The sequence below is a fragment of the Curtobacterium sp. YC1 genome (genome assembly GCF_016267665.1).
In the GTDB taxonomy this organism is placed as follows: domain Bacteria; phylum Actinomycetota; class Actinomycetes; order Actinomycetales; family Microbacteriaceae; genus Curtobacterium.
Map to the genome: position 1 here is coordinate 98,035 of NZ_CP066341.1, position 15,306 is coordinate 113,340.

The 15,306-nt window shown below is 72.5% G+C and carries 16 protein-coding genes; 12 read left to right on the top strand and 4 right to left on the bottom strand.

The window, feature by feature from the left end; genetic code table 11:
• The first annotated feature begins 23 nt into the window (after positions 1 to 23).
• Together I8920_RS00505 and I8920_RS00510 are read left to right on the top strand one after the other, a co-directional pair.
• The gene (locus tag I8920_RS00505) at positions 24 to 1,988 is read left to right on the top strand and encodes a M13 family metallopeptidase (RefSeq protein ID WP_198657270.1); all 1,965 of its coding nucleotides are present in this window, start codon (positions 24 to 26) and stop codon (positions 1,986 to 1,988) included.
• On the top strand, positions 1,988 to 2,926 hold the full coding sequence (locus I8920_RS00510; RefSeq protein WP_198657271.1) for a serine hydrolase: 939 nt from the start codon (positions 1,988 to 1,990) through the stop codon (positions 2,924 to 2,926). Before I8920_RS00505 ends, I8920_RS00510 begins: the two co-directional genes overlap by 1 nt.
• A 36-nt stretch (positions 2,927 to 2,962) precedes the next feature.
• Here I8920_RS00510 and I8920_RS00515 read toward each other — a convergent pair whose 3' ends face one another.
• Positions 2,963 to 4,285, bottom strand: coding sequence for a hypothetical protein (locus I8920_RS00515; RefSeq protein WP_198657272.1), 1,323 nt, complete (start codon positions 4,283 to 4,285; stop codon positions 2,963 to 2,965).
• A gap of 320 nt (positions 4,286 to 4,605) precedes the next feature.
• On the opposite strand from I8920_RS00515, the gene I8920_RS00520 reads away from it, so the two are divergent.
• Positions 4,606 to 5,442: an alpha/beta fold hydrolase gene (locus I8920_RS00520; RefSeq protein WP_209132642.1), complete on the top strand. Its 837-nt coding sequence runs from the start codon at positions 4,606 to 4,608 to the stop codon at positions 5,440 to 5,442.
• Between the two features lie 51 nt (positions 5,443 to 5,493).
• Here I8920_RS00520 and I8920_RS00525 read toward each other — a convergent pair whose 3' ends face one another.
• Complete coding sequence (locus I8920_RS00525; protein WP_198657274.1) at positions 5,494 to 6,168, bottom strand: DUF4232 domain-containing protein; 675 nt, start codon at positions 6,166 to 6,168, stop codon at positions 5,494 to 5,496.
• 98 nt (positions 6,169 to 6,266) lie between these two features.
• On the opposite strand from I8920_RS00525, the gene I8920_RS00530 reads away from it, so the two are divergent.
• A complete protein-coding gene (locus I8920_RS00530) occupies positions 6,267 to 6,542 on the top strand; it encodes a hypothetical protein (protein ID WP_198657275.1) in 276 nt (91 codons plus the stop codon).
• A 3-nt stretch (positions 6,543 to 6,545) separates the two neighbouring features.
• On the opposite strand, the gene I8920_RS00535 is transcribed toward I8920_RS00530, so the two are convergent.
• On the bottom strand, positions 6,546 to 6,944 hold the full coding sequence (locus tag I8920_RS00535; protein ID WP_198657276.1) for an NUDIX hydrolase: 399 nt from the start codon (positions 6,942 to 6,944) through the stop codon (positions 6,546 to 6,548).
• Positions 6,945 to 6,979: 35 nt separating this feature from the next.
• Positions 6,980 to 8,302 (bottom strand): glutamyl-tRNA reductase, encoded by a 1,323-nt coding sequence (locus I8920_RS00540; protein WP_198657277.1) that lies wholly within the window; start codon positions 8,300 to 8,302, stop codon positions 6,980 to 6,982.
• A 38-nt stretch (positions 8,303 to 8,340) separates the two neighbouring features.
• Here I8920_RS00540 and hemE point away from each other — a divergent pair, with 38 nt between their 5' ends.
• From hemE to hemC, 8 genes are all read left to right on the top strand, one after another.
• Positions 8,341 to 9,477, top strand: a complete 1,137-nt coding sequence (gene hemE, locus I8920_RS00545; protein ID WP_198657278.1) for a uroporphyrinogen decarboxylase — start codon at positions 8,341 to 8,343, stop codon at positions 9,475 to 9,477.
• Entirely contained in the window at positions 9,474 to 10,835 is a 1,362-nt protein-coding gene (locus I8920_RS00550) for a protoporphyrinogen/coproporphyrinogen oxidase (RefSeq protein ID WP_198657279.1), read from the top strand. Before hemE ends, I8920_RS00550 begins: the two co-directional genes overlap by 4 nt.
• Before the next feature lie 97 nt (positions 10,836 to 10,932).
• Positions 10,933 to 11,187: a hypothetical protein gene (locus I8920_RS00555; RefSeq protein ID WP_198657280.1), complete on the top strand. Its 255-nt coding sequence runs from the start codon at positions 10,933 to 10,935 to the stop codon at positions 11,185 to 11,187.
• The gene (locus I8920_RS00560; protein WP_198657281.1) at positions 11,184 to 11,642 is read left to right on the top strand and encodes a phage holin family protein; all 459 of its coding nucleotides are present in this window, start codon (positions 11,184 to 11,186) and stop codon (positions 11,640 to 11,642) included. Before I8920_RS00555 ends, I8920_RS00560 begins: the two co-directional genes overlap by 4 nt.
• 32 nt (positions 11,643 to 11,674) lie before the next feature.
• The gene (locus I8920_RS00565; RefSeq protein WP_225559323.1) at positions 11,675 to 11,905 is read left to right on the top strand and encodes a DUF3618 domain-containing protein; all 231 of its coding nucleotides are present in this window, start codon (positions 11,675 to 11,677) and stop codon (positions 11,903 to 11,905) included.
• A gap of 68 nt (positions 11,906 to 11,973) precedes the next feature.
• Positions 11,974 to 12,732, top strand: coding sequence for a hydrogen peroxide-dependent heme synthase (gene hemQ / locus I8920_RS00570; protein WP_198657282.1), 759 nt, complete (start codon positions 11,974 to 11,976; stop codon positions 12,730 to 12,732).
• On the top strand, positions 12,729 to 13,964 hold the full coding sequence (locus I8920_RS00575; protein WP_442873565.1) for a ferrochelatase: 1,236 nt from the start codon (positions 12,729 to 12,731) through the stop codon (positions 13,962 to 13,964). The genes hemQ and I8920_RS00575 overlap by 4 nt, the downstream gene beginning before the upstream one ends.
• Positions 13,961 to 14,989, top strand: coding sequence for a hydroxymethylbilane synthase (gene hemC / locus I8920_RS00580; RefSeq protein WP_198657283.1), 1,029 nt, complete (start codon positions 13,961 to 13,963; stop codon positions 14,987 to 14,989). The genes I8920_RS00575 and hemC overlap by 4 nt, the downstream gene beginning before the upstream one ends.
• Positions 14,990 to 15,306: the final 317 nt, after the last annotated feature.

Sequence of the window (15,306 nt, forward strand, 5' to 3'; positions counted from 1 at the left end):
AGTCGGTGACTATCGTGGACGGCATGACCGACGTCGCACGTGCCTCCGGCATCCACACTGACGAACTCGACCCCGCGGTGCGCCCCCAGGACGACCTGTACCGCCACGTGAACGGGACCTGGATCGAGGCGACGCCGATCCCCGACGACAAGGCCCGGTACGGCTCGTTCACCGTGCTGGCCGAGGCCGCCGAGATCGCCGTGCGGGACATCATCGAGCGCTCGCAGCAGGCCGCCCCCGGCACCGAGGAGCGCAAGGTCGGTGACCTCTTCACCTCGTTCACCGACGAAGCCCGGCTCGAGGAGCTGGCGACGGCGCCCATCGAGCCGCTGCTCGCCGAGATCGACGCCATCCAGTCCGTGCCCGAGGTCATCGCCGCCGTCGGCCGCTTCGAGCGGCTCGGCCTGCCGAGCTTCCTGCAGCTCTTCGTCGACAACGACCCGGGCGACCCCGAGTCGTACGTCGTGTTCCTGGAGCAGTCCGGCCTGGGCCTGCCCGACGAGTCGTACTACCGCGAGGAGCGGTTCGCCGACATCCGCACGAAGTACCGCGAGTTCGTCGCCGCGATGTTCCCGCTCGCCGGGTTCGAGGACGGCGGGGAGCGCACCGAGCACGTCATCGCGCTCGAGACGGCGCTCGCCGCGAAGCACTGGGACAACGTCACCACGCGTGACAGCCAGAAGACCTACAACAAGCTGCCCTGGGCCGAGGTCGCCGCGCTCGCGAAGGGCGTCGACCTGCAGACCTGGTGGCTGGCGATCGACGCCCCCGCCGGAGCCTTCGAGACCGTCGTGGTGCGCGAGCCCTCGTTCATCACCGGACTGGCCGAACTGCTGCACGAGCAGCCGCTCGAGGTCTGGAAGGACTGGCTCCGCTGGCAGGTCATCCGTGGCTCGGCCGCCTACCTGAACAGCGCGTTCTCGGCCACGAACTTCTCGTTCTACGGCACCGCCCTGACCGGTGCGCCCAAGCAGCGCGAGCGCTGGAAGCGCGGCGTCTCGCTGGTCGAGGGCGCGATGGGCGAGGCCGTCGGCCGCATCTACGTGCAGGAGCACTTCGACGAGACCTCGAAGGCGAAGATGGACGACCTCGTCGCCAACCTGGTCGAGGCGTACCGGCAGAGCATCACGGCGCTCGACTGGATGACCGACGAGACCCGTGCCCGAGCGCTCGACAAGCTCGACAAGTTCACGCCGAAGATCGGGTACCCGGTGAAGTGGCGTGACTACTCGGCCCTGCCCGTGCGCGCCGACGACCTCGTCGCGAACGTCCGCGCGAACGCCTCGTTCCAGGTCGACCGCGAGCTCGGCAAGATCGGCAAGCCGATCGACCGCGACGAGTGGTTCATGACCCCGCAGACGATCAACGCCTACTACAACCCGGGCTTCAACGAGATCGTGTTCCCGGCGGCCATCCTGCAGTTCCCGTTCTTCGACGCGAACCGCGACGCCGCCGCGAACTACGGCGCGATCGGTGCCGTCATCGGCCACGAGATCGGGCACGGCTTCGACGACCAGGGCTCGCAGTACGACGGCGACGGCAAGCTCGAGAACTGGTGGACCGAGGCCGACCGCACCGCGTTCGAGGAGCGCACGAAGGCCCTGATCGCCCAGTACGACGCCCTGGTGCCGACCGAGGTGCCCGACGGCCACGTCAACGGCGCCCTGACGATCGGCGAGAACATCGGTGACCTCGGCGGCCTGTCGATCGCGTGGAAGGCGTACCTGCTGTCCCTCGACGGCCAGGAGCCCCCGGTCATCGACGGACTCACCGGCGCCGAGCGGTTCTTCCTGAGCTGGGCCCAGGCCTGGCGGATGGCGATCCGACCGGAGGAGGCCGCGCGCCTGCTGAGCATCGACCCGCACTCGCCCACCGAGTTCCGGTGCAACCAGGTCGTCCGCAACATCGACGTCTACTACGACACCTTCGGCGTGACCGAGCAGGACGCGATGTACCTGGACCCCGCCGAGCGCGTCGCCATCTGGTGATGACGGAGCCGGACGCGGCCCGGTCGTCGCGCCGCCGCCGACCGGACGACCGCCCAGCAGGTGGCGGCCGCGGTCGTGGGCGGCACAGCGGCCGGTCCGACGACCGCTTCACCGCCACCACCGAGGCGCTCGGCGCCCTCGCGCTCGAGGGCGCCGGCGTCAGCGCCTCGGTCATCGACACGTCCAGCGGCAAGGCGCTGCTCGCGATCGACGACACCCTGGTGCAGCCGGTCGCGAGCCTGGGCCGCGTCCTGCTGCTCATCGAGGTCGCCGCGCAGCTGGAGGACGGCCGCCTGCACGGCGACCGGCTGCAGCGGATGGCACGCGACACCGCGACGGGTGCTGGGCTGTGGCAGTTCCTGCAGGAGCCGACGATGCAGGTGCCGGACCTGGCGACCCTGGTCGGGGCCACCGCCGACGCCTGGGCGGTCAACGCCCTGCTGTCGACCGTGGGCATCGACGCCGTCCGGGAGCGCGCGGAGTCGCTCGGCATCGAGCGGACGGCACTGATCGACCGTGTCCGTGACCGCCGCGGGCCGGACGATGCCCCGGACGCCTCCGTCGCACCGACCGGGGAGCTGTCGTGGGTGATGCGCGGCCTGGCCCTGGGCGAGGTCGTCGACGAGGCGGTGTCGAACCGGGTGCTCGGGTGGCTGTCGCTGGCGAGCGACCTGAGCCTGGTCGCGGGCTCGTTCGGGCTCGACCCCCTGGCGCACCGAGCGCTCGACCACGGGTTGCAGGTCGTCGCCGTCACCGGGTCGAGCACCGGCGTGCGGGCCGAGGCGGGGATCCTGCGGGGCCCGGGGTCGTCGGTGAGCTACGCGGTGACCGTCACGTTCGACGACGCGTCGTTGCAGCGGCGGTTGGCCGTCGTCGAGGCGCTGCGGACCATGGGGACCGAGGTGCTCGAGGCCGTGCACGCTCCGGCGCGGCGCTGACCGCGCGCCCGCTGACCCTCGGCCGTCGAGCGGGGATCAGGGCACGCAGACCGACTCCGCGGTCAGGCTCAGCCCGTCGGCGGTCCCGCGGATACTCGCCGAGGCTGGGTCCGCGCCCGTCGTCGACGACCAGTCGTCGCGCCCCATGGCCCGTCCGCCGGGTGCGAGTCCCGCCGACGTCCACAGCGCGGTCACGGCGTCGAACGGGACCTGCGCGTCGTCCATCACCGTGAAGACCGGTACCACCGTGCTGGCCGTCGCCCGGGTGCCGCTCGCGTCGGAGGTCCCGGTCGGCGTGCACGGTTCGGCCGCGGTGTCGACGGTGGCCGGCACCCCCGTGGTCTCGGCCGAGCGGAGCAGGAACCGGCGGAGTGTCGCGGCGCGGTCGTCGACGTCCGCAGGGGTCCAGGGGTGGGCCGAGGGCGCGGGCGGTACCGTGTCCTCGTCGAGCCCCTGGTCGTCCGGCTCCCGCGCGTCGAGGGGGAGCCCGAGCCATCCGCCGGGCCCGTCGAGCCCCACGTGGTACGCCGTCCGCGGGCCCTCACGCGCATCGGCCGCTTCGTCCTCCGTCGTGGCGAGCACCCGGGCGATCGTGCCCGGCGCGCGCGCGTCGATCGCCAGGTACGAGCGGAGCGTACCGGCTCCGGTCGGTCCGCCCGCGGCCTCCGCTCCTGCGTCGGCTCGCGCTGCCTGGGCGTAGGTCGTCCCCGGCGAGTAGGACACTCGATCGACGCCCGGATCCCGCTGGAAGCCGTCGATCGCCCGCAGCAGTGCCGGGCCGGGCTGCGTCGCCGTGATGCCCATGGAGATGTCACCGCGGTCCAGGGTCGCGGCACGCTCGGCGATGATCGGCCGAGCCAGTGCGGTGGCCTCGGCGAAGTCGATCCGCCCGACGAGCGTGATGGTGGTGTCGTGCGGGGTCACCACCAGCCGGTGCACGAAGGGCTCCGCGCGAAGCCGTCCGGCCAGGTCGACGACGTCGGGGTCCATCGGGTCGACTGCGACCGGCGCCGACGCCCGGCCGCGGGGCACGTCCACGCTCACCGTCAGCGTCGTCCCGGTCACACCCTGCGCGGCAGTCCGCCGGATCCGTTCGGCGACACCGAGGTCGGTGGTGTCGGCCTGCACCTCGAGCGACGCGATCCAGTCGTGCGGGTCGTCCTTCGCGTCGACCTGACGGATCTCGCCCTCGGCCGTGTCGACCCCGGGCAACCGCTCGACCCTCGTGATCAGCTTCGCGAGCGCTGACTCCGATCCGGTCGGCGGTGGTGGGGACAACGTGCACGCGGCGAGGGTGAGCAGGACGCCGAGCGCGGTCGCGAGGGCGGCTGCTGAACGTGTCCGTGCGCGAGCCCCCATGCGTCCGAGTCTAGGAACGTCGTGGTGCGGGTGGAATCGGTCGCGAGACCCATCCGTGCTCAGCGCAGGAGCGCGCAGGAACGCAGTGGCTGCGGTTGGATGTCGTGCACCTCGACGAACCCGCGTGACTCGTGGAACGCCGAGCAGGACCGTCTGGCGAACGCCGGCGTACCGCTGCAGGACGGCGTCGTACAGCGCCACGAGCTCGCGAACTCCGACCAGCCAGCGCGCGAGGAGGACAGCCGTCCGACCGGTGCCCAGCGTCCGACGGGTACGAATCGATGCGAGGCGCGACCTCCGCGCTCGGAAGGAAGTTCTTCGTGACCGAGATCACCGCCCACCACGGGCTCTTCAAGGACACCGACCTGCACGTCGACGACACCGGCGGCCCCGGGCGACCCGTCGTCCTCATCCACGGCTGGCCGCTGTCCGGCGAGTCGTGGAGCAAGCAGGTCCCCGCCTTCGCCGAGGCCGGCTACCGGGTCGTCACCTACGACCGCCGCGGGTTCGGCCGGAGCGACAAGCCGAAGACCGGCTACGACTACGACCACCTGACCGAGGACCTGCACACCGTCCTCACCGAGCTCGACCTGCAGGACGTCACGCTGGTCGGGTTCTCGATGGGTGGCGGCGAGGTCGCGCGCTACTTCACGAAGTACGGCACGGAACGGCTGCACAGCGTCGTCTTCGCCTCGGCCGTGCCGCCGTACCTGCTGCAGACCTCGGACAACCCGGACGGGCCGCTGCCCAAGGAGCAGGCCGCCGAGATGACCGCGGGCCTGACGAAGGACGAGGACGCCTTCTACGACCAGTTCACGACCGACTTCTTCTCGGTGGACGGCACCCTGGTCGTCTCAGAGGAGGACCGGCAGCAGGCACTGGCACTGGCGAAGCAGGCCTCGAAGCCGGCAGCGCTCGAGGCGATGGCGTCGTTCGCGAACACCGACTTCCGCGACGACCTGCCGAAGGTCACCGTGCCGACGCTCGTGATCCACGGTGACGGCGACGCCACCGTGCCGTTCGCGGGGTCCGGCGCCCGGACCCACGCCGCGATCGCGGGGTCCGAGCTGCACGTCGTCGCCGGCGGGCCGCACGGCGTCAACGTCAGCCACCCGGACGAGTGGAACCGCGTCGTCCTGCAGTTCCTGGCGAAGTAGCCACGCGACGACGGTGCCGCCGACCCCGGAGACGGCGGCACCGCCCCGCCGCTACGACGTCGCCTGTCCCTCCGGCACGAACGCCTGCACCGACAGCAGTGCAGCATCGGCGGAGGCACACGCCTGGTAGTCGGTGTCCTGCACGAACAGGGACTGCTCCGACCCGGGCGGGTACACGCGGAAGCCGTCCGGGGTCTGCGGCGAGCAGTCGCCCGACGAGTAGTTCTCGGCCCGGACGATCTTGAGCGGGGCGACGGCGGTCTTCCCCGGCGCCAGGGTCACGGTCGGGTGCGGCGAGCTCTTCTCCTGCGTCGCTGCCGCCCCGATCTGCTCGCCGTCGCCACTCCCGACGAACGAGACGCCGGGCCACCCCTGCAGGGTGCAACTCGACGACCCGGTGTTCTCGAGCACCAGGTGCACGACCACGCTGCCGGCCGCACCACCGCTGCCGGCCTCGATGCGTCCGGCCAGCGACGACACCGCGCACCGGTCACCGGCAGCCGCACCGGACGAGCCAGAGCCAGAGCCAGAGCCGGATCCAGACCCGGCCGACGGTGTGGCCGGAGCCGACTGCGGTGTCGACGCCGACACGGACGGCGACGGTGGGGGCGCCGTCACGGTCTCGGTGGCGGTCGGCTGCCCGCCCGAGGCACACCCCGCCAGCGTCCCGACGGCGACGAGCCCGGTCACGACGAGCAGGAACTTCGATCGACTGCTGCGCTGCATGGTGCACAGGCAACCACCGAACGCCGCACCCGGTTCGGTCGGCGTCCAGGCACCGCGGGCACACTCCGAGGCAAGCAACCCGAGCAGCGGAGGTCGGCATGGCAGGCAAGCACGAACAGGCACGAGGCGACGAGGGTCGCGCGGACGGCGTGGAGCCCCGCGCCGGAGCCTTCACGGACAGCGAGATCCCGGGCGAGCACCACGTCGAGACGACGGAGCCGGTCGGCGAGTTCGTCTCGAGCGACATCCCCGGCGAGGTCCGCCCGGACGGCTCGGGACCCGACGGCGAGTACGTCGACTCGGACATCCCCGGCGAGGCCGAGCCGGCCCAGAACGGCGAGGTCGGCGAGTACACCGACGTCGACAAGGCCTGACGGTCAGTCGACCAGCTCCGCCGCCACCAGGCGGCGGAGCGTCTCCACGCCCGCGGGTGGGCAGCGGTCGACGTCCGCCGAGGTGACCCACTCGATCTCGTCCACCTCGGCCGAGGCGACGGGCGTGGCGGAGCCGAGCGCGCCTCCTGGCCGGACCAGGAACAGGGTCATCGCGACCATCGTCCCCGGAGCCTGCCCGTGGGCGGGCTCGAGCACGACGCCGAACTCGTCGACGTCGTCGGCGGTGAGCCGCAGGCCGGTCTCCTCGTGCGCTTCGCGGATGACGGCCTCGACGTCGGTCTCGTGCGGCTCCGCCTTGCCGCCCGGCAGGTAGAGCACGTCGCGCGCCCGCGCGCGCACCATCAGGACACGTCGGTCACGCACCAGCAGCAGCGCGCTCACGCGCAGCGTGGGTGGTTGCGAGCCTGTCTGGAGGCTCAGCTCGCGTCCGCCTGGTCGTCGCGATCCGACGCGGTCGGGTCCAGGGCCGTGCGGTCGGCCAGCGGCACGACCGGCGTGGGCAGGTCCGCCTCGGGCTCGGGGCGCACGCCGTACAGGGAGTCGATCGCGCCGACGAACTCCTCGCCACGTCCGGCGCGACCGAGCTCGCGGGCGCGGACCGAGGGACGGTGCAGCAGGACGCCGACCAGGTGCCGGAGCGCCCGCTCGGTGTGCTCGACGGACTCGCCGTCGGCGTCCGCGCGGCGCTTGGCCCGCTCGATCTCGTCGTCGAGGATGTCGAACACGTGCTTGCGGAACGCCACGAGCGCCGGGGTCGTCGACTGCTCCATCGCCTGCGCGCGGAACCGGGACACCGCGTCGTCGACCATCGCGCGGGCCTCGGACTCGGCGTTCAGCTCGGAGATCGGGGCGTGGATGCTGATGGTCTCGAGGTCCAGGAGCTCGACGCCGTCGACGCCGGCGGCCGCGGGGTCGACGTTGCGGGGGAGCCCCAGGTCGATGACGATCCGGCGGGAGCCGTCGTCCAGGTCGGCCGGTGCGACGACCGGTACCTCGCTCGAGGTGCAGGTGATCACGACGTCGCTCTCGCCGATGGCCTGGCGCAGGTCACGGGCGGCGACGAGGTCGTGCTTGGCGGCGAACCAGGGGGCCCGGCCCGAGGGCGAGAACACCTGGATGGTCGTGGCACCGCGGTCGCGCAGGGCGGCGATGGTGGTGGCGGCGTAGCTGCCGGTGCCGACGAGCAGCACGCGGGCGTGCGCCCAGTCGGTGACGCGGGACGACGCGAGCTCGAGGCCGAGGCGCACGAGCGAGCGGCCGGCGGCACCGATGCGGGTGCGGGTCTTGACGCCGCGCGAGGTGTGCGCGGCCTCCTGGAACAGCCGCTCGAGGTCGGACGTGGTGGTGCCGTTGGACCGGGCGTCCTCGAGGGACCGGCGGACCTGGCCGGAGATCTCGGTCTCGCCGACCACGACGGACTCGAGTCCGCTCGACACGGCGAACAGGTGCTGCACGACGTCCCCGCCGCCCAGGACGTTGACGGACTCGAGCACCTCGGCGGCGTCCAGGTCGCTCGCGCTGGCGACGGCCTGCACGGTGGCGGCCACGGCGGAGTCACCGTCGTCTCCGGCGATGTCGAGGTAGGCCTCGAAGCGGTTGCACGTGGCGAGGACCACGGCGCCGTCGAGGACGCCGGAGTCGGTCACGAGACGGCTCGCGGCCGCGGGTGCGCCGATGCTCAGTCGCTCCAGGAGGTCGAAGCTGGCGTTGCGATGCGACGCCGTGAGACAGATGAGCACGTAGTCAATGGTAACGCGCTCGATGGGAGAATCATCCGGTGACCGAAGCGACGACCACATCCCTCCCCGACTCCCACCCCCTCGTGACAGGGCGGACGAGCGGGTCCCGCCTCGTCCGGGCGCTCCGGGGTGACCGTCCGGACACGCTCCCGGTGTGGTTCATGCGGCAGGCCGGTCGCTCCCTGCCGGAGTACCGCGAACTGCGGGTCGGCACGGCCATGCTCGACGCCTGCCTGGACCCGGCGATGGCGTCGGAGATCACGCTGCAGCCGGTCCGCCGGCACGGGGTCGACGCCGGCATCTTCTTCAGCGACATCGTCGTGCCGATCAAGCTCGCGGGCGTCGAGGTCGAGATCGTCCCCGGTCGCGGCCCGGTCCTCGCGTCACCGATCCGCACCCCCGCCGACGTCGACGCCCTCGAGCAGCTCGACCCCGCGGCCCTCGAGCCCATCCGTCAGGCGGTGCAGCGCACGGTCGAGCAGCTCGGCGACACCCCGCTCATCGGCTTCGCGGGGGCGCCGTTCACCCTGGCCGCCTACCTGGTCGAGGGCGGTCCCTCGAAGGACCACATCCGCGCCCGCACGCTCATGCACGCCGACCCCGAGACCTGGTCGCGGCTGCTCGCGTGGGCCGCCGACGTGTCCGGGGCGTTCCTCCGGGCCCAGGTGCTCGCCGGGGCCTCGGCCGCACAGCTGTTCGACTCGTGGGTCGGGTCGCTCTCGCGTGCCGACTACGTCCGGTCCGTCGCTCCGCACTCGGCGCAGGCGATGTCGCACGTCGCCGAACTCGGGGTCCCGCGGATCCACTTCGGCGTCGGCAGTGGCGAGGTGCTGGCCGACATGACGACCTTCGGCACGGAGACCGTCGGCGTCGACGCGGTCGGGGTCGACTGGCGTCTGCCGCTGGACGAGGCCGTCCGCCGCGTCGGCACCGGGGTCAGCGTGCAGGGCAACATCGACCCGGCGATGCTCTCGGCGCCGTGGGACGTCCTCGAAGCGCACGTCCGCGACGTCGTCCGCCGGGGCGGCACGGCGCGGGCACACGTCGTGAACCTGGGCCACGGGGTCCCGCCGGAGACCGACCCGACCGTCCTGACGCGGGTGGTCGAGCTGATCCACTCGCTCGGCGACGGGACGACGCCGGACGACGCCGCCCAGGACGGAGCCCGCGCGTGACCGACGTCGTCGTGGTCGGCGGCGGGGTCGCCGGGCTCGTCACCGCGCGCGACCTGGCGAAGGGCGGCGCGAACGTGGTGCTGGTCGAGTCGTCGGGCGTGCTCGGCGGCATGATCCGTCGGCACAGCGTCGGCGGACTCGACCTGGACATGGCGGCGGACTCGTTCGCCACCCGCACCGACGCGGTCGGCCGCCTGGCGATCGAGCTCGGCCTGGGCAACGACGTGGTGGCCCCGGACGCGCGCGGCGCCTGGCTGATGACCCGCGACGGTCGGACCGCGCCGATCCCGGCGACCGGGCTGCTCGGCATCCCCAGCACCCCGATGGCGGCCGACGTGCTGGCCGTCGTGGGGCAGAAGGGCGGGCTCCGGGCGCAGATGGACTCGCTGCTGCCCGGCCCGGTGGGCGCGAAGGCCCCGTCGCTCGGTGAACTCGTGCGGCGACGCATGGGGGAGCGTGTGCTCGACGACCTGGTCGTGCCGATCGCGGGCGGCGTGCACTCGACGCACCCGGACCAGCTCGACCCCGACCGCGTGGCCCCCGGCCTGCGCGCCGCACTGCTCCGCGAGGGGTCGCTCGCCCGGGCGGTGCTCGCCCTGCGGGCCCGTGCGGCAGCGGGCACCCCGGTGCAGGGCATCCGCGGCGGCATCGTGCGCCTGGTGGACGAACTCGTGGCCGACATGACGACCTACGGCGTCGACGTCCGGCTGCACACCCGTGCGACCCGGATCGAGGCCCACGCGGTCGAGGTCGTCGGGGCCGACGGCACGACCGAACGGCTGCCCGCCGAGCACACGCTGTCCTCGGTGCCCGACCCGGGGCGCACCGCCGCCGCCGACCGGACGGGCATCGAGCTCGTCACGCTCGTGGTCGACCAGCCCGAACTCGACGCGGCACCCCGGGGCACCGGCATGCTCGTGCACCCCGATGCATCGGCCGTCTCGGCGAAGGCGCTCACGCACGCCACCGTGAAGTGGCCCTGGCTCGCGCAGGTGGCGGGCGGCCGGCACGTGCTGCGGCTGAGCTACGCGACCACCCCGACCATCCGCGCCCCCGGCGCCGACGCGACCGGTCCGCTCGACGGGACGGCCACGGACGGCGTCGCCACGAGCCTCCCGGTCGACCCGGACGACGCCGTCGGCCAACGGGCACTGCGCGACGCGACCACGCTGCTCGGCGTGCCCCTGTCCGCCGACCGGGTGACGGGCGCGGCGCGGGTGGGGTGGCACGGTCCCGACCTGACCGCGGCAGGTCTGGCCGAGGGCGTGGTCGGGATCGGTGAGACCGCCGCCGGACGTGGTCTGGCGGGCATCATCGCAGCGGCGCGTGCGACTGCTGGACAGATCCTGGGTACCTGAGCGGACCGCCGGGCCCCCGAGGGCTACTGTGGTGGGACCGCCGGACGTATTCCGTTCGGCGCATGACCACCGCACACCACAAACGGAGGAATCGCACATGCGAGGAAAGCTCCTGTTCGTCGCCGGCGCAGCTCTCGGGTACGTCCTGGGATCGCGAGCCGGACGGGCGCGGTACGAGCAGATCAAGACCGTCAGCGGCAAGGTCTGGAACAGCAACGGCGTCCAGAAGGGCGTGCACGTCGCCGAGGACTTCATCGCCGACAAGACGCCGGACGTCGCCGAGTTCATCGGTGAGTCCACCAAGAAGGCCGTCCGCAAGGTCAGCCAGAAGAAGGACACCACCACCTCATGACCGACACTCGCGACCGCAAGTCGCGTTCGCTGTTCGGCCTGGTCGGGGACGTCCCCAAGCTCGTCAAGGGCCTGGTCAAGGGCGAGATCGACCTGCTCAAGGCCGAGATGCTGGCGAAGGCGAAGGTCTTCGGCCTGGCCGCCGGCCTGCTGGTCGGTGCGCTCGTCATCGTGCTCTACGCGATCGGCGTGCTGCTGACCGCGGCCGTCATGGGCCTGGCGACGGTGATGCCCGCGTGGCTCGCCGCACTCCTGCTCGCCGTGGTGATGCTCATCGTGGCGGCGATCCTCGGGTGGATCGGGTGGAAGCGCCTGCAGAAGGGGCTGCCCATCACGCCGAAGCGCACGATCGACAGCGTGAAGAACGACATCAACGCGGTCAAGGGCCTCGGCAAGAAGCCGACCCCGCCGACGCAGTACGGCAGCCGCAAGCCGGACGTCGACGCTCGATCCTGAGCGCCGACAGCCGCACCACCGACGGAGGAACCGTGTCCGACCAGCACGACGACATCGCTGCGCGCGTCGCTGCGACCCGCGCCCAGCTCTTCGACACCCTCGACGCGATCGAGGACAAGCTCAACGTGCCGAAGCAGCTCGGCATCGCGGCGTCGAAGCTCAAGCGGGGCATCGACGAGAAGCCGGTGCCGTACCTGACCGGTATCGCAGCCGGAGTAGCGGTGGTCGGGGGTATCGTCGTGATGGTGCTCCGACGGCGGTAGACCGCCCGAGCGCGGTCCACCGGCACGGGGCGGCCACCACCCCCGGCGACCGATAGGACAGAGGACCCATGAGCTCCGACGTGCCCGCGACCACCCCGCCCGCATCCGCGCACGAGACCACACCCGCGCACGAGACCGACCCCGCGACCGGGATCGACCCGAACCTGTTGACGGCGTACGCCCTCTGGGCCGTCTTCCGCCGTCCGCTCGGGCCGATCCACCGCGTCGGCGACGACGCCGTGGCCGAGCTCGACGCCGTCATCGCGAGCGCTGCCGAGCGCGGCGTGACGATCCGCGGGTTCTACGACGTCTCCGGCTTCCGCGCCGACGCCGACGTCATGGTCTGGCTGCACGGCGACGACGCGCAGGCGATCCAGGCCGTGCTGCGCGAGGTGCGCCGGACCGGGCTGTTCCAGGACGCCGAGCCGGTGTGGCACGCCATGGCGATGCACCGCGAGGCCGAGTTCAACAAGCGGCACACGCCGGCGTTCCTGCGCGGCAAGGACCCCGAGGCGTGGATCACGGTGTACCCGTTCGTCCGCTCCTACGAGTGGTACCTGCTGCCCGAGGAAGAGCGCTCCACGATGCTCCGCGACCACGGCATCGCCGGCGCGAAGTACCGCCGCGTCCTCACCAACACCATCGCGACCTTCGCCCTGAGCGACTACGAGTGGATCCTGCCGCTCGAGAGCCCGGACCTCGTCGACCTCGTCGACCTGATGCGCGACCTCCGCTACACCGAGGCGCGCATGCACGTGCGCGAAGAGGTCCCCTTCTTCACGGGTCGTCGTGTGACGACCGCCGAACTCCCGGAGGTGCTGTCTTGACCGACACCAGCATGATCACGAACGGCCAGCCCGTCCTCGCCGCGACCGAGGCGGCAGCCTCCGGGCCGGAGCACGTCGAGGTCCCCACCGCGTACGACGCGATCCTGCTCGCCGGCTTCGGCGGACCGGAGGGCCAGGACGACGTCATCCCGTTCCTGCGCAACGTCACGCGTGGCCGTGGCATCCCGGACGAGCGGCTCGAGGAGGTCGCGCACCACTACCGTCACTTCGGCGGAGTGAGCCCGATCAACGCGCAGAACCGTGCGCTCAAGGCGGCGCTCGAGGCCGAGCTGGCGTCGCGCGGCATCGACATGCCGGTGCTGTGGGGCAACCGCAACTGGGCGCCCTACCTCGAAGAGGCCTTCACCGAGGCCGCCGACAAGGGCTACAACAAGCTCATCGCGATCGCCACGAGCGCGTACTCGTCGTTCTCGAGCTGCCGGCAGTACCGCGAGGACTACGCCCGCGTGCTCACCGAGACCGGGCTCGTCGACACGATCCAGATCGACAAGGTCCGCCAGTTCTTCGACCACCCCGGCTTCGTGCGCCCGTTCATCGACGGCGTCCGCGACGGCATGGCCCGGGCGATCGCCGAGAACGAGGGCCTCGACGTCGCGACCGAGCTGCACGTGCTGTTCTCGACGCACTCGATCCCCTCGACCGACGCCGCCCGCTCCGGCCCCGACTACCGCGGCTTCGACGAGCACGGCGCGTACGAGGCGCAGCACCTGGCCGTCGGCCAGGTCGTGCTCGACCAGGCCTGGGCCGAGCTCCTCGAGCAGCCCGAGCACGCCCACCTGCAGGGCACGTCGAAGCCCGCCTGGAAGCTCGTCTACCAGTCACGCTCCGGCCCCCCGACGCAGCCGTGGCTCGAGCCCGACATCAACGACTACATGAACGAGGACCTCCAGGGCGGCCCGACGCGTGCCGTGCTGATCGTCCCGCTCGGCTTCGTCAGCGACCACATGGAGGTCATGTGGGACCTCGACGAGGAAGCCACCGAGACCGCCGGTGAGCTCGGCTTCTGGTCCCTCCGCACGCAGACGCCCGGCATCGACCCGGCCTACGTGTCCGGCCTCGTCGACCTGGTGCTCGAGCGCGTCAACGGCACGCCCACGACCGAGCGTCCGCACCTGACCGACATCGGTCCCTGGTACGACGTCTGCCGTCCGGGCTGCTGCGAGAACGTCCGCGCCGGGTTCAAGCCCGCCGCGGCCGGCGTCGCACCGTGACCGACGCCACGACCGACGGCCCGGCCCCGATCCGGCTCGGCACCCGTGCCAGCCGGCTCGCGGTCGCGCAGTCGCAGGACATCGCCGACCGCCTGGCGAAGGCGGCCGGACGTCCGGTCGAACTCGTCACCGTCACGAGCGAGGGCGACACGAACCGTGCGTCCCTGGCGTCGCTCGGGGGCACCGGCGTGTTCGCCAGCGCCCTGCGCGAGGCCCTGGTGGCCGGCGAGGTCGACGTGCTCGTGCACTCCCTGAAGGACCTGCCGACCGCGCCGTACCCGGGCCTGACCATCGGCGCCGTGCCGAAGCGTGCGGACGCCCGTGACGTCCTGGTCGCGCGGAACGGCGCCACGGTCGAGACCCTGCCCGAGGGTGCGAAGGTCGGCACCGGCTCCCCGCGTCGCGTGGCCCAGCTCAAGGCGCAGCGACCCGACCTGGACGTCGTCGACATCCGTGGCAACATCGACACCCGGCTCGGTCGGGTGGACGACGACCTGGACGCCGTGGTGCTCGCGGCCGCCGGGCTCGGGCGCATCGACCGACTGTCGGCCGCCACCGAACTGCTCGACCTGGGCTTCTGGCCGAGTGCTCCCGGTCAGGGCGCCCTGGCCGTCGAGGTCCGCTCGGACGAGACCGACCGCACCCTGCTCGCGGCGCTGCGGAAGATCGAGCACGCGCCGACCCGGCTGACGGTCACCGCCGAGCGCGAGGTCCTCGCCAAGCTCGAGGCCGGGTGCTCCGCGCCGATCGGTGCGACGGCCGTCGTCGACGCCGAGCTGCTGCTCGTGTCCGCCACGGTCTACCGCCCGGACGGCAGCGAGTACCGCACGGCCTCGCACGCGGCGGTGCTCGAGGGCTCCGCGCAGGACCGCCTCGACGAGGCGCTCGAGGTCGGCGGTCGCGTGGCCGCCGAGCTGCTCGAGAACGGCGCCGCACAGCTCGCCGACCTGGCGACCACGGTCGCCGAGGACACCACCGACGGCCCGTACACCGCGGGTCCGGGCCTCGCGACCCCTGCCGAGTAGGCGGTCGTCACGGAACCCACCACCACCGCTGCGGACGAGACGCGACCCCCGGTCGTCCTCGTCCCGCGCGGCGGTGCGTGGGGCGACCGGGTCGCCGCCGGTGCGCGGGCGCGCGGGCTCCGGCCCGTCGTCGTCCCCCTCATCACGGACGCCCCGCCGTCGGACCCGTCCGCACTCGACGCTGCGGTCCGCCGTCTCGTCGCCTCCGGAACGGTCTGGGCCCACGACGCCGGTTCCGGACCGACGCGCCAGCGGCGGTCCGGCCGTGCCGGTGGGGAGAGGCCCGGATCGGCCGGTCCCGTCGGTGACGGAACCAG

Excerpts from the sequence above, each read along its gene's own strand:
- I8920_RS00510 (WP_198657271.1), top strand. The coding sequence starts at position 1,988 with ATGACGGAGCCGGACGCGGCCCGGTCGTCGCGCCGCCGCCGACCGGAC.
- hemQ (WP_198657282.1), top strand. The coding sequence starts at position 11,974 with ATGAGCTCCGACGTGCCCGCGACCACCCCGCCCGCATCCGCGCACGAG.
- I8920_RS00560 (WP_198657281.1), top strand. The coding sequence starts at position 11,184 with ATGACCGACACTCGCGACCGCAAGTCGCGTTCGCTGTTCGGCCTGGTC.
- I8920_RS00530 (WP_198657275.1), top strand. The coding sequence starts at position 6,267 with ATGGCAGGCAAGCACGAACAGGCACGAGGCGACGAGGGTCGCGCGGAC.
- I8920_RS00515 (WP_198657272.1), bottom strand. The coding sequence starts at position 4,285 with ATGGGGGCTCGCGCACGGACACGTTCAGCAGCCGCCCTCGCGACCGCG.
- I8920_RS00555 (WP_198657280.1), top strand. The coding sequence starts at position 10,933 with ATGCGAGGAAAGCTCCTGTTCGTCGCCGGCGCAGCTCTCGGGTACGTC.
- I8920_RS00505 (WP_198657270.1), top strand. The coding sequence starts at position 24 with ATGACCGACGTCGCACGTGCCTCCGGCATCCACACTGACGAACTCGAC.
- I8920_RS00525 (WP_198657274.1), bottom strand. The coding sequence starts at position 6,168 with ATGCAGCGCAGCAGTCGATCGAAGTTCCTGCTCGTCGTGACCGGGCTC.